Annotated in this window: 13 protein-coding genes; 2 read left to right on the forward strand and 11 right to left on the reverse strand. The window is 65.2% G+C overall.

The window, feature by feature from the left end; all coding sequences use genetic code 11:
* Positions 1–73: 73 nt before the first annotated feature.
* Positions 74–1,201, forward strand: a complete 1,128-nt coding sequence (gene fliK / locus DWU99_RS15510; protein WP_115478984.1) for a flagellar hook-length control protein FliK — start codon at positions 74–76, stop codon at positions 1,199–1,201.
* Positions 1,198–1,467: a flagellar biosynthesis protein gene (locus DWU99_RS15515; protein ID WP_115478985.1), complete on the forward strand. Its 270-nt coding sequence runs from the start codon at positions 1,198–1,200 to the stop codon at positions 1,465–1,467. Before fliK ends, DWU99_RS15515 begins: the two co-directional genes overlap by 4 nt.
* Before the next feature lie 9 nt (positions 1,468–1,476).
* On the opposite strand, the gene DWU99_RS15520 is transcribed toward DWU99_RS15515, so the two are convergent.
* The 11 genes from DWU99_RS15520 to flhA form a co-directional block, all read right to left on the reverse strand.
* On the reverse strand, positions 1,477–1,881 hold the full coding sequence (locus DWU99_RS15520; RefSeq protein WP_158543310.1) for a DUF2802 domain-containing protein: 405 nt from the start codon (positions 1,879–1,881) through the stop codon (positions 1,477–1,479).
* Positions 1,871–2,347, reverse strand: a complete 477-nt coding sequence (locus DWU99_RS15525) for a chemotaxis protein CheW (RefSeq protein WP_115478987.1) — start codon at positions 2,345–2,347, stop codon at positions 1,871–1,873. The genes DWU99_RS15520 and DWU99_RS15525 overlap by 11 nt, the downstream gene beginning before the upstream one ends.
* Positions 2,348–2,355: 8 nt before the next feature.
* On the reverse strand, positions 2,356–3,474 hold the full coding sequence (motD, locus tag DWU99_RS15530; RefSeq protein ID WP_115478988.1) for a flagellar motor protein MotD: 1,119 nt from the start codon (positions 3,472–3,474) through the stop codon (positions 2,356–2,358).
* Entirely contained in the window at positions 3,471–4,211 is a 741-nt protein-coding gene (locus DWU99_RS15535) for a flagellar motor protein (RefSeq protein ID WP_115478989.1), read from the reverse strand. The genes motD and DWU99_RS15535 overlap by 4 nt, the downstream gene beginning before the upstream one ends.
* 1 nt (position 4,212) lies before the next feature.
* Positions 4,213–6,159, reverse strand: coding sequence for a chemotaxis protein CheA (locus tag DWU99_RS15540; protein ID WP_115478990.1), 1,947 nt, complete (start codon positions 6,157–6,159; stop codon positions 4,213–4,215).
* Positions 6,160–6,368: 209 nt separating this feature from the next.
* Complete coding sequence (locus DWU99_RS15545) at positions 6,369–7,013, reverse strand: protein phosphatase CheZ (protein ID WP_115478991.1); 645 nt, start codon at positions 7,011–7,013, stop codon at positions 6,369–6,371.
* Positions 7,010–7,417 carry a chemotaxis response regulator CheY gene (gene cheY, locus DWU99_RS15550; RefSeq protein ID WP_115478992.1) on the reverse strand — a complete coding sequence of 136 codons (408 nt, stop codon included), beginning with the start codon at positions 7,415–7,417 and terminating at the stop codon, positions 7,010–7,012. The genes DWU99_RS15545 and cheY overlap by 4 nt, the downstream gene beginning before the upstream one ends.
* A 151-nt stretch (positions 7,418–7,568) precedes the next feature.
* Positions 7,569–8,306, reverse strand: coding sequence for an RNA polymerase sigma factor FliA (locus tag DWU99_RS15555; protein WP_115478993.1), 738 nt, complete (start codon positions 8,304–8,306; stop codon positions 7,569–7,571).
* Between the two features lies 1 nt (position 8,307).
* Positions 8,308–9,117 carry a MinD/ParA family ATP-binding protein gene (locus DWU99_RS15560; RefSeq protein WP_233511169.1) on the reverse strand — a complete coding sequence of 270 codons (810 nt, stop codon included), beginning with the start codon at positions 9,115–9,117 and terminating at the stop codon, positions 8,308–8,310.
* A 131-nt stretch (positions 9,118–9,248) separates the two neighbouring features.
* Entirely contained in the window at positions 9,249–10,568 is a 1,320-nt protein-coding gene (flhF, locus tag DWU99_RS15565) for a flagellar biosynthesis GTPase FlhF (RefSeq protein WP_115478995.1), read from the reverse strand.
* 231 nt (positions 10,569–10,799) lie between these two features.
* Positions 10,800–12,890, reverse strand: a complete 2,091-nt coding sequence (flhA, locus tag DWU99_RS15570; RefSeq protein ID WP_115478996.1) for a flagellar biosynthesis protein FlhA — start codon at positions 12,888–12,890, stop codon at positions 10,800–10,802.
* Positions 12,891–12,900 lie beyond the last annotated feature (10 nt).

The following is a 12,900-nucleotide window of genomic DNA, read 5'->3' on the forward strand; positions in this document are numbered from 1 at the left end:
AGTTTCCCAATCCCCCGCCGATACCCATCACCAGGCCCTGTGAACACCCGCGATCACAGACCGAGGAGTCCGCGTGATCATCCAGCCAACCAGCGTTGCCGCACTGACCTGGCTCGGTGCCGCCGCCGGCGCCAGCTCCGAAGGCTGGCGCATCGGCACCGTGTTGTCTGCGCGCCCCCTCGGCATCAACGAACAGGGCCTGATGGTGCTGCAAGTCGGGGCCCTCACCGTGGAGGCCGAAGCCCCCGGCACCAAACTCCCGCCGCAATTCCAGGTGCGCGTGCTCAGCGTGGGTGCGCAGCCGCAACTCGAAATTCTCGGCGACACCTCGCTCGACGGCACCGTCAACCAGGCGCTGCGCGGCCGCCTGCCCCAGCAGAACGGTTACGCGCCGTTGCTCGCCACGGTCGGCGCGCTCTCGCAATGGTCTGTCGCGCGGCAGTTGCCGCCTTATCTGCGTTCCGCGCTGGCCCTGCTCGAACACAGCATGAGCACGCCGCAGGAGTTGGCCACGCCCGAAGGACTGCGCCAGGCGATCAATCGCAGCGGCGTCTTCCTCGAAGCGCAACTCGCGCAGGCACCGGCCAACGACGCCACGACCGCCCACGACGACATGAAAGGCGCGATGCTGCGCCTGATGGCGATCCTCAAGGGTCAGCCCGCTTTCGCGGAAGGCAGTGACGTGGAGATCGATCCGCCGCTGCTTTATCGCGGCGTCATTCCGCAGGGCCGATGGCCGCTGCCCACGGATCTGGCCAGTTCCAGCGAAGCCACCGATTTCTTGCCGCGCCTGTACACCGACGTGCAGGCCGCGTTGGCGCGCCTCGAAGTCGCGCAGCTGCAAGCGACACCCGGGCACTGGACGGTGGAAATCCCCGTGCAGGACGAAGACGGCGCCGACGTGCTGCAGCTGCTGCTGAAGCACCAGGAAGATGCCGAACAAAGCTGGACGATGGGCTTTTCGCTCGACTTGCCGTCGCTGGGCCCCATCGTCGGCGAGCTTCACTTGCGCGGTTTGCGCCTCTCGGTGCGACTGTGGGCGCAGCATCGGGAGACCGTCGATAAGCTGGAGGAGCAGTTCGACAATCTGCGCTCGCGCGTGGATGCCACCGGTCTGTTTCTCGATCAGCTGAGCTGCCAGCACGGCCTTCCACAAGCCGGAAGCAGCGTCAGTGCCGTATTTTTGAAGGCCACGGTATGACACAGCCGCTCCTGCCCAAGCCGCAACGCAAGGTCGTGCTTCGTCTGTCGGGCGGCGATGAGGCGGCAACGTCCGCGCAGCTGCATGCCGGCGATGTCGACAATCTGTTCCGGCACGCGCACGCGCTGGGCCTGCCGTTGCATCACGATCCGCAAGTGGCCGCGCTGCTGGTATCGCTGCGCATGAGCGCCGATGTGCCACCGACTCTGTACGCGGCGGCGGCCGCGGTGCTCGCCACCATCTACGACGCGTCGCGCAAACCGTAACAGCCGTGCTTACGCACGCTTGGCGTGCAGGCGCAGTACCAGTTCCGCTTCGTTGCGCGAAAGACCGCAGCGGGTCATCAGCTGTTCGAGATCGCTGCCTTCGCGCGCCAGCTGCTGTGCAAGCTCGTAGTTGTGCGCGACGACGTGCTGCCCTGTCGTCGGCATCGCCATCTGCGTTGCGCGAATCTCCACGGAACGACGCGGTACGTCGACCTGCTGTGTGCGCGCTTCGAGCACGCCCAGCCGATGGTCGATCTTGTTGAGCGCGTTGATCAGCAGCAATTCGGGCACGCTTCCCGATTCGTCATGCCTGCCGGCAAGCATGCGCTCGATGCGACGCCCCTGACGCCACAACAAGGCGAGCGTAACGATCTGCAGTACGGCCAGCGCGATAACCGCCATGTCAAGCCACATGCTGCAACTCCCGGTGGAGACGGCATAGACGTGCGACATCGAGCAAGGCCACGAAACCGCCCTGCCAGCCCATCACCACCTGCACGGGATCGTCCACGCGCCCCGAACGCGCCGGCGGCAAGGTGATGGCCTCGGCCTTCGGCTGCAGCAACTCGCCCACGGCGTCGACGCGCAGGCCGACGCGATGTGCTTCGTGTGCAAACACCACGATGCGTACCGCCGATGGATCGTCCGGCATCGCATCCTTCAGGCCAAGGCGGCGGCGGCCGTCCATCACCGGCACGATATTGCCGCGCAGATGGCAGATGCCGAGCAGGTCCGCCGCCGCACCGGGAACCGGCGTCGGCGCGCAGTCGCGAATGACTTCGCTCACCTGGTTGAGCAGCACCGCGTAATGCTGGCCGTCCAATTGGAACGACAGCCAGGGTTCGCGCACCAGCGCTTCGATGTTGGGAACAAGGCTCATGCGTTGCGTTATTCCTTGCTGTCGGACGTCTGGTGTGCGGAAGGCGCGGCGGTGGGCGTGGCGATGATCGTTGCGATGGGCGCGATGAGCGGTGGCTTGGGCAGCATCACGGGCGGCGGTATCGCTACCGTAGGCGGCGCAGATGTCGGCGATGTTTCAATCGCGGCGGCTTGCGCGGCGATGGACGAAGCCGGTGCAGGCGTTGTTGCCGCCGCCTGTTCGTTCGTCGCATTGCCGTCGGTGCCGTTGTCGGCGTCGGCGGTCTGGTTGATCTGGTCGCTGTTGGTATAGAAGCGTCGCGGTGCGGCTTTGTCGCTCAACACCACCACCAGCACGCGCCGATTCCTGTTGCGGCCGTCCGCGTCGGTGTTCTCCGCAGCCGGGCGGTACTGGCCCCAGCCGACGATGCCCAGGCGTTCCGGGTCGACGCCGTTCTGGGCGAACAGACGCGCCACGCTCGCCGCGCGGGCGGCGGAAAGTTCCCAGTTCGAGGGATAGACCGCCGTATCGATCGGCACGTCGTCGGTATAGCCTTCCACGCGCAGCGGATTGGCGAAGGGCGCGAGGATCTTGCCGAGGCTGGTCAGCACATCGTTGGCCGACGACGACAGCGTCGCCACGCCGCTGGGAAACAGGATGTCGGTGCGGATCTCGATTTCCAGCCAGTTCGGCGTGCGCCGCACGACCACCAGCTGCTTGTCGATCAGCGGCTGCAACGCACGCTCGACTTCGCTGCGAATGCGCTCCAGGTTCCGCTGCTCTTCGCTGAGCTTGTTCTTGTTCTGGTCGGAGGGCGACGCCTGCGTGGTGTTGGGCGTGTTGATGTGCTGCGTCTGCACTGGCAGCAGTATCTGCGCAAGCGGCGTACGCGGAATGGGTGCCGGCTTGTTGGTGGGCACCGGTACGCTCGATTGCGGCGCGTTGGGCGTCACCGGCTGGATCACCGAGCGCGATCCGTTGAACGCCGCCGAGATGGCCTGCGCCAGCGCGCGGTACTTGGTGGTGTTGACGCTGGACATCGCATACAGCACCACGAACAGCGCCAGGAGCAACGTCAGCAGGTCGGCATAGGGAATGACCCATGCCTCGTGATTGACGTGATCCTCGTGCCTGTGGCGGCGCTTCATACGAGATAACCCTGCAGCTTGTTTTCGATCTGCCTCGGGTTGTCGCCTTCGGCAATCGAAATCAGGCCTTCGATCAGGATCTCGCGTACCTGTGTCTGCTTGGTGATCAACGATTTCAAACGCGCGCCGATCGGCAGCAAAAGCAGGTTCGCCAGGCTGATGCCGTAGATCGTCGCGACGAACGCCGCCGCGATGCCGTGGCCGAGCTTCGCCGGATCGGTCAGATCGCGCATCACCGCCATCAGGCCGAGCACCGCGCCGATGATGCCCATCGTCGGCGAATACACGCCGCCTTGTTCGTACACCTTGGCCGCATGCAAATCCGCCATCTCGCGCGTTTCCACTTCCAGTTCGAGCACGGTGCGGATCGCCTCGGGCTCGCTGCCGTCGACCAGCAACTGCAAACCTTTTTTCACCAGCGGGTCGTCTTCCGCATCGATGTGCGGCTCGAGGCCCAGCAGTCCCTGACGACGCGAGATTTCGCTCCAGCCGACCACGCGGCTGATCAGATCGGCAGGATGCAGCTGCGGCGGCTTGTACACCATCTTCAGCATGCCCAGCGCACGCTTGAGCACGCCACCCTGCGTATGCAGCAGCAGCGCGGAGATCGTGCCGATGAACACGATCACGAAGGCCGCCGGATTCCACAGCGCCGAAACATCCGTGCCCTTCAAGATGGCGCCGACGATCAGCACCACGAAGGCGAGGATGGTGCCGACGATGCTTATGACGTCCATATCAGGCAGACACCTTCAGTGAAGGGAGCAGACGTCCGTCGTCCTGCGACAACGCAGCCAGATCGAGAACCAATGCGAGGCGGCCGTCGCCCGTGACCGTGGCACCGGCCACGCCCGGCACGCCTTCGAACAGCGGGCCAAGCGGCTTGACCATCACATCCTCGCGCCCGATGACCTCATGCACGAGACAACCCAGATGCATGTGACCCACGTGCAACACCACCACATGACGCCCACCCGGGCCGGATACGCCGGCCCAGTCGCCGAGATCGCCCAGCACCAAGGCACGACCGCGATGCGCGGCCACGCGGCGACCGTCGAGCATGTGATCGTGCTGCGGATTCAGCTCGAAGACTTCGTTGACGTTGCCGAGCGGCAACGCGAACAGGCGATCGCCCACGCGCACCATCAGCGCGCGCAGGATCGCGAGCGTCAGCGGCACGGTGAGTTCCAACGTGCTGCCGTGTCCAAGGCGCGAATGCACCTGCAGGGTGCCGCCGAGTTCGGCGACGCGCGTCTTCACCACGTCCATGCCGACGCCGCGGCCGGAGATATCGGAAATCGTCGCGGCGGTGCTGAAGCCGGGACGGAAAATCAGTTCATAGCATTCGACTTCGGACAGGCGTGCCGCCTGTGTCGCATCGATGACGCCCTTCTCCACCGCTTTGCGGCGCAGCACTTCCGGATCCATGCCGCGACCGTCGTCGCTGACCGAGATCACGATGCGCTCGCCGCGCTGGCTGGCCGAGAGTGTCACCTTGCCCTTGCGCGATTTGCCGGCGCGTTCGCGTCCGGCCGGATCTTCCAGACCGTGATCGACCGCGTTGCGCAGCAAATGAATCAGCGGATCGGCCAGCGCTTCGACCAGGCTGCGGTCGAGATCGGTGTCTTCGCCTTGCGTGATCAGCTCGATCTCTTTGCCGAGCTGGCGCGCGAGATCGCGCACGATGCGCGGGAAGCGCTGGAACAATCGACCGACCGGCTGCATGCGCATGCCAAGCACGGCATTCTGCAGATCGTCGGAGACGCGATCGAGATCGCCGGCCATCGTCGACAGTGCTTCGTTCTCGCTGCGCGTGGCGAGGCTCAGCAGGCGATTGCGCAGCAGCACCAGTTCACCGGCGCGACTGACCAATGCGTCGAGGCGCGTGGTGTCGACGCGAACCGTGTTCTCCGCTTGCGACGACTTGGCTGCCGCAGGTGCGCGTGCCGGTTCAGCCGCTGCGGGCGCGGGTTTCGGCGCCGGAGCAGGCGCGGGCGTTTCGGCGACGCTTCCGGGCGCAGCGCCCTTGCCATGCAGGTTGTCCAGCAGGGCTTCGAATTCGTCGTCGCTGATTTCTTTCTTTTCCGGAGCGGGCTCCGGCTTTGCGCCGGGCGCACTGCTCTTGCCATGCAAGGTATCGAGCAGACTTTCAAACTCGTCGTCGCTGATTTCCTTGCTTTCGTGCGCCGGTTTGCCGGGCACGCCGCCCTGTCCGTACAAGGTGTCGAGCAGGGCTTCGAATTCCGCTTCGATCGGATCGGCAGCGCGCGCCCTGACCGGCTCGGCGGCGGCGGGCGCCGCTTCTGCCGGCGGCTGCAGGCGTTCCAGCAACGAAGCCGGCGGCGGCGACATCGGCTCGCCGTTGGCGAGCGCCGCCATCATCACGTTGAGCAGGTCCAGCCCTTCCAGCAGCGCATCCATATGCGCCGAACTGATCACCAGGCGGCCGTTGCGAGCGTCGTTGAGCAACTCTTCGGCGCAATGGCAAAGCTGCACCATCGGGTCGACGCCGAGGAATCCGGCGCCGCCCTTGACGGTATGGAAGACGCGGAAGACGGCATTGAGCAACTCGCGATCGTGCGGCGAGGCTTCCAGCTCGATCAGCTGTTCGCCAAGCCGCTGCACCAACTCCCCGGCCTCGACCAGGAAATCGTCACGCAGCTCGCTGTCCAGATTCGCATCCATCAACGTACATCCATCGCGGCTATCGATGTTTGTGCCACACCCTCACAGCACGGCGATGCACTCCCTCCCCTGCGTGCAGCAGGGGAGGGCTGGGGTGGGGTGAAGCCTGTGCTCGAAGCAAGAGCGTCACCCCCTCCCAACCTCCCCCTGCAAGCAGGGGGAGGTGCAGTCATTCGCACGAATCGGCTGCGGGACATCGTCTGCATGGCTTAGAAACCGAATTCGCTCAGCAGGCGATCCACTTCGTCCTGGCTGGACACCTTGGCCACTTCCACCGGCGCTTCGCGACCGGCCAGCGCACCGGTGAGGCGCACCAGTTCGAGCAGCGAGGACTCCACGCTTTCGATAAACGCGACCACTTTCTTCACGCGCTGGCCGGCCAGGTCCTGCCAGGACTGCACCAGCACCATGTCGTTGAGGCCTTCGGCGCACGCATCGGCGAACACTTGCGCCTGTCGTGCGAGTGCGGCAGCGGGATCGTTGGGATTGTTGTTGTGATCGAGCACGGCCGCGGCGTTGGCCGAGAGCACATCGGCTTCCGGGCGCATGCGGTCGACGAAATCCAGGCTGCGGTGCGCGGCCTTCGAACTCATGTCCAGCACTTCGGCCAGGTAGTTGCGCGCGTCGGTCATGCTCTCGGGCACGCCCTCGTTGGCGAGGTCGCTGCCGAGACGCGACACCGCGCCGTGCAGGTCGCGGGCGAGCACGCCCAGCGCGCGGAACAGATGCTGTTCGCGCTGGCGCACCATCGCATCGAGCGCCTGCTCGAACGCCGCGCCATCGGAGCTGTTGAGCAGCGCCAGCACTTCCGCCGGCAGGGTTTCGTTCATCGTCGTTGACGTCATTGCATTCATGCGGAAGCTCCACTGGCGGCCAGGCGCTCGAAGATCTTGTCCAGCTTTTCCTTGAGCGTGACCGCGGTGAAAGGCTTGACGATGTATCCGTTCACGCCGGCCTGGGCGGCGGCGATGATCTGTTCGCGGTTGTTTTCGGCGGTGACCATCAGCACCGGCAGGCCCTTGAGCTTGGGCTCGGCGCGAATCGCCTGCAGCAGTTCGATGCCGGTCATGTTCGGCATGTTCCAGTCGGTGACAACCATGTCGAACGGCGTGCTCCTGAGCATCGTCAACGCGTTGTTGCCGTCGTCGGCTTCCTGGATCAGCGGATTGCTGAAACCGAGCTCCACGAGCAGGTTGCGAACGATACGCCGCATGGTGGAGAAGTCGTCCACCACCAGAATTTTCATGTTCTTGTCCAAAACGCTTATCTCCAAGGCTTGAATCGAGGGGGAGGAGGAGTGGTCGTGGGTTCAGTACGTCTTTCCGGTACAGGCCGGACCGACGGACTTGGAGAATGTCGGTGTCGCGTGAACTCTCGTTGTGCCGCTCCTTTCCACTCGTTCGTGTTTCCTAGCCATCGCGCCAGTCGCCCATGCGCGCTCGCAGTCTTATCAATGCCTGGCCGTGGATCTGGCAGACGCGCGATTCGGTCACGCCGAGCACCAGGCCGATTTCTTTCAGGTTCAGTTCCTGCTCGTAGTACAGGGACATCACCAGTTGTTCGCGTTTGGGCAGCGTGCTGATCGCCTCGGCGAGGGCTTCGCGCAGGCCGTCCTGCTCGATGCTGTCCTGCGGACCCAGGCTGTCGTTGTCGGCCACGTCCAGTGCGTTGCCCTCGCCGCCGTCGCCGTCGTCGGGCGCCGTGAGGCTGAGCAGCCGCGCGCTGGTCGCGTCGGCCAGCACCTGGTGATACTCCTCGGCGGTGATGCCCAGGCGCTTCATCACTTCGGCGCTGTCCGCGTCGGCACCGGTTTCGTTTTCGATCTGCCGCACGACTTCGGCGACTTCGCGCACCTTGCGATGCACCGAACGGGGGGTCCAGTCGGTGCGCCGCAGTTCGTCCAGCATCGCGCCTCGGATGCGGATGCCCGCATACGTTTCGAAACTGGCCGCGCGATCGGTCGTAAAGTTTCGCGCCGCTTCCAACAAGCCGATCATGCCTGCCTGTACCAAATCTCCTACGTCAACGCTCGGCGGCAGACGCCCCATCAGGTGATAGGCAATGCGCCGTACGAGCGGCGCGTGCCTGCGCACCAGTTGGTCCGCATCCTCGCGCTGCAGCTGCAGATATTCCGAAGCCACATTCATGTCACCACCCCGCAGCCGGCACGCTCTGGCCGCTGAAAAAGGCAATACGTCCGAGGTCCGGGTACGCGGGTTCTCCCCATGTATCGACCGCACCTGCCAATTGCTTGAATCCCACCGCGGCACGGCTGGATGGCCACAAATCGACCACCGCGCCCTGGCGGCGGATCGCCTGCCGCAGCCATTCGTCGTGCGGGACCATGCCCATGTAATCGAGCGCGACGTCGAGGAAGCGCCCGCAGACGCGCGCCAGTTTTTCGTACAGTTTTTTCGCGTCGCCCGCCTGCCGCACCATGTTGGTGACGATATGGAAGCGACGCACGCCGAAGTCGTGCGCGAGGATCTTGATCAAGGCGTACGCATCGGTCAGCGAGGCCAGCTCGTCGCACACCACGATCACCACGTCGTCGGCCGCGGCGGCGAACATCGCCACGTTGTCGGCGACGCCCGCGGCGGTGTCCACGATCAGGAAGTCCGGCGGCTGGATCAGCTCGTCGAAGCTGCGGATGACCGCGGCATGCTCGGCGTTGTCCATCTTCGCCAGCCGGCGCACGCCCGAACCGCCGGGGATCACCTTCAGGCCGTTCTGCGCCTGCATGATCAGATCCTGCAGCGCGCACTTGCCTTCCAGCATGTGCCCGATGTGCCGCGCCGGCGACAGGCCGAGCTGCACGTCGATGTTGGCGACGCCCATGTCGGCGTCCAGCAGCATCACGTCGCGTCCGGCCATGGCCATCGTCATCGCCAGATTCACCGCGACAGTGGTTTTGCCCACGCCGCCCTTGCCGCCCGCGACGGCGATCGTGCGCGTCACGCGGCGTTGCTGGGTCCCAGGCTGATAAAGACTCGCCGCCTGATGAAAGACCGGCCGCTCCTCGCGCTGCGCCTGAGAGGAAGAAAACAGATTTTGCAAGCCCGCTGCCTGATTCACTTGCACTGCCTCGCTCATAGACCCGCCACTGCCAGACCGAAACGTTCGGCCATATCGAGATCCTCAGCCGCCGGACCGAGCCGGCGCTGCGTTTGTGCCGCACGGCACACCAGGGCGCGCGCATCGGCGGCGCTGATGTCTTCGGGGACGCGCTGACCGTCCGTCGTGCAATCGAGCGGTATGCGGTGACGGATCAGCACCGAGAGCAGACCGCCGAGGCTGGGCGCCTCGTCGAGCTTGGTGGCGATGCATGCACTCGGCTTGAGCGGCAGATACGCGCGCACCGATTCGTCCAGCGCCGAGGTCTGCGCGTTGGCGGCCAGCACCAGGCACGCACGCAACTTGGCGGCGCCTTGCGCGACGGCATCGCGCAGCACATCCATCTGCTGTTGCAGGCGCGGATCGGTGCCCGACACGCCGGCGGTATCGACCAGCACCGTGTGGTGATCGCGCAACAGATTCAACGTCTGTGAAAGACCGGCCGCATCGTAGGCGGGATACACGCGCACGCCGAGCAGGCGGCCGTAATGTTCGAGCTGTGCCGCGGCGCCGATGCGGTAGTGATCGGTGCTGACCAGCGCCACCTTGGCGGGGCCGTGGTTCATCACCGCGCAGGCGGCGAGCTTGGCGATGGTGGTGGTTTTACCGACGCCCGTGGGACCGACCAGCGCGGTGACGCCGGCACTGTCCGCGAGACGGCGGCCACTGACTTTCAGGCTGCGGCTGAGCAGGCCCAGCGGCAGATAACGCGCCTGATCGACGCTGAGTTCTTCGGGAAGTTCGTCGATCAACTGGCGCGCGACATCGGTGTCGATGCCGAGGCGGCTCATGTCGCGCAGCACGCGGGCGCGCATCGGGCTGCGGCGCTCCATGTCGTTCCACGCGAGACTGGAAAGCTGTTGTTCGAGCAACTGGCGCAGGCCGCCAAGTTCGCTGCGCATGCGCGCGGTTTCCAGCACGCTCTGCTCCACGATCGGCTGCAGCGCGGCCACATCGCTCGGCGGCACGGGAACCGGCGGAGGCGGTGGCGGCGGCGTGACGGCGCGCGTTTCCTTCACCGACTCTTTGGCGATTTCCCTGATGCGTTCCATGGGCGTTTCTTTCGGCGCTTCTTTCGCGGTTTCCTTCACCGGCGCCTTGGCCGCTTCCGGCGCCGGCGAACCGTGACGCGCCGCTTCGCGCATCAGCGATTCGTCGTAGTCGACGGCGGCGATGATCTCGATGCCTTCCTCGAGCCGGCGCGTGGAAAGAATCACCGCATCGGCGCCCTGCTCCGCGCGAACGTCGCGCATGGCCTGGCGCATGTCGGCGGCGAGGAAACGTTTGATCTTCATGGATGACTCCCGCGACGCGCATCCGCTTTTGCTTCCTCTCCCCCATCTTTGATCAAGGAAGGGGAAGAGGATTGAGGTGAGGGGACACTCTTGCGAGAGCGGTTATCCAGAGCACGCTTCGAATGAAGTCCAACGCAAGATTGGCCCCTCATCCCGGCCTTCTCCCCGATGGGGAGAAGGAGCAACGCTTGCATGCATAACGTCATCGCTCGCCTCATTTATTCAGTTCGTTCAGCGCCCGATTGCCTGCACAAGTCGCACGCGCCGGTTGTCGGGCACTTCGTTGTAAGCCAGCACATGCAGGTTCTGAGCCACGTGCCGCGTGAATCGCGCGAGCCACGGGCGCAGTTGCGGTTGCACCAACATCACCGCCGGTTCGCCGTTTGCCTCCTGCCGCCGCGTCGCTTCCGCCACGCTCTGCTGCAGGCGGTCGGCAAGCCCGGGCTCTACGGCCGCACCTGCTGCACCACTGCTTGAGAGGGATCCGAGCAAGATCTGTTCCAACTCCGGAGCCAGCGTCAAAACGGGGATTTCCGTGCCCAAACCCGCGATTTCCTGGACGATCTGGCGGCCCAGCGCGACGCGGACATAGGCCGTGAGGGCGCCGGGATCCTGACTCTGGCCTGCGTGCTCCGCCAAAGACTCGACGATGCTGCGCATGTTGCGGATCGGCACCCGCTCGGCGAGCAGGTTTTGCAGCACTTTCACCACCACGCCCAGCGACAGGCGCTTGGGAACCAGGTCTTCCACCAGCTTGGGCGCGCTCTGCGCGAGGCGGTCCAGCAGCTGCTGGACGTCCTGGTGGCTCAGGAGCTCGTGCGCGTGGTTTTGCAGGATGTGCGAGAGATGCGTTGCGATCACCGTCGCCGGATCGACCACGGTGTAACCCAGCGCCTGCGCGTGATCGCGCTGGCTGTTTTCGATCCACACCGCTTCCAGGCCGAAGGCCGGATCGCGCGTGGCGACGCCTTGCAGCGTGCCGTGCACGCGGCCCGGATTGATCGCCAGGTGGCGCTCGGTATAAACCTCCGCCTCGCCCATGGGCACGCCCATCAGCGAAATGCGATACGTGTTGGGACCCAGATCCAGGTTGTCGCGAATGTGCACGGCGGCAACCAGGAAACCCAGTTCCTGCGACAGCTTGCGGCGCACGGATTTGATGCGCGCCATCAATTCGCCGCCCTGGTTCTTGTCGACCAGCGGAATCAGGCGATAACCCACTTCCAGGCCCACCGGGTCGACGCTGGCGACGTCCTCCCAGCCCAGTTCCAGGCGCTCGGCTGACGCGGGCGCCGGCAAGGCTTCGGCTGCGACCTTCTCCTGGCGCTCTTTCGCTTCCTGCTCGCGGCGGATCATCAACCAGGCCGCGCCGCCGCAGGTGGCCGCGAGCATCAGGAAGGAGATGTTCGGCATGCCGGGAATCATGCCCATCACCGCCAGCACCACGCCGGCCACCGCCAGCGCGCGCGGCTGCGCGAACACCTGCCCCACCACCTGCTTGCCCATGTCCTGCGACTTGGACACGCGCGTGACGATCACCGCCGTTGCGATGGAGAGCATCAACGATGGAACCTGCGCGACCAGGCCGTCGCCGATGGTCAGCAGCGTGTACGTGCGTGCCGCTTCAGCGGCGGAAAGACCGTGCTGCAGCATGCCGACGAAAAAGCCGCCGATGACGTTGATGAACAAAATCAGGATGCCGGCCGTGGCGTCGCCGCGCACGAACTTGGACGCACCGTCCATCGAGCCGTAGAAATCCGCTTCCTCGCGCACTTCCTGGCGGCGCTCGCGCGCCTGTTCCTGCGTGAGCAGACCGGCGTTGAGATCGGCGTCGATCGCCATCTGCTTGCCGGGCATCGAATCCAAAGTGAAGCGCGCCGTCACTTCCGATACGCGCGTCGCACCCTTGGTCACCACCACGAAGTTGATGATGGTAAGGATGGCGAACACCACCAGGCCGACCGCGAAGTTGCCGCCGATCACGAACTCGCCGAACGCCTCGATGACCTTGCCCGCCGCGCCGGGACCGTCATGACCGTGCAGCAGCACCACGCGCGTGGAAGCGATGTTGAGCGCCAGTCGGAACAGCGTGCCCAGCAGCACCACTGTCGGAAACGCGGCAAACTCCAGCGGCCGCATCACGTACACCACCGCCAGCAGGATCACCAGCGACAGCGCGATGTTGAAGCTGAAGAGAATGTCCAGCACGAACGGCGGCAGCGGCAGCATCAGCATGCCGAGCATCGCGAGCATCACGATGGGCGCGGCCGCGCCGCGCCGGCCGGCCTGCTTGAAGGATTCGAGAACGCTTGCGTTAGCCATGCGTGTCGCC

This window comes from Dyella psychrodurans (assembly GCF_003363265.1).
Taxonomy (GTDB): domain Bacteria; phylum Pseudomonadota; class Gammaproteobacteria; order Xanthomonadales; family Rhodanobacteraceae; genus Dyella_B; species Dyella_B psychrodurans.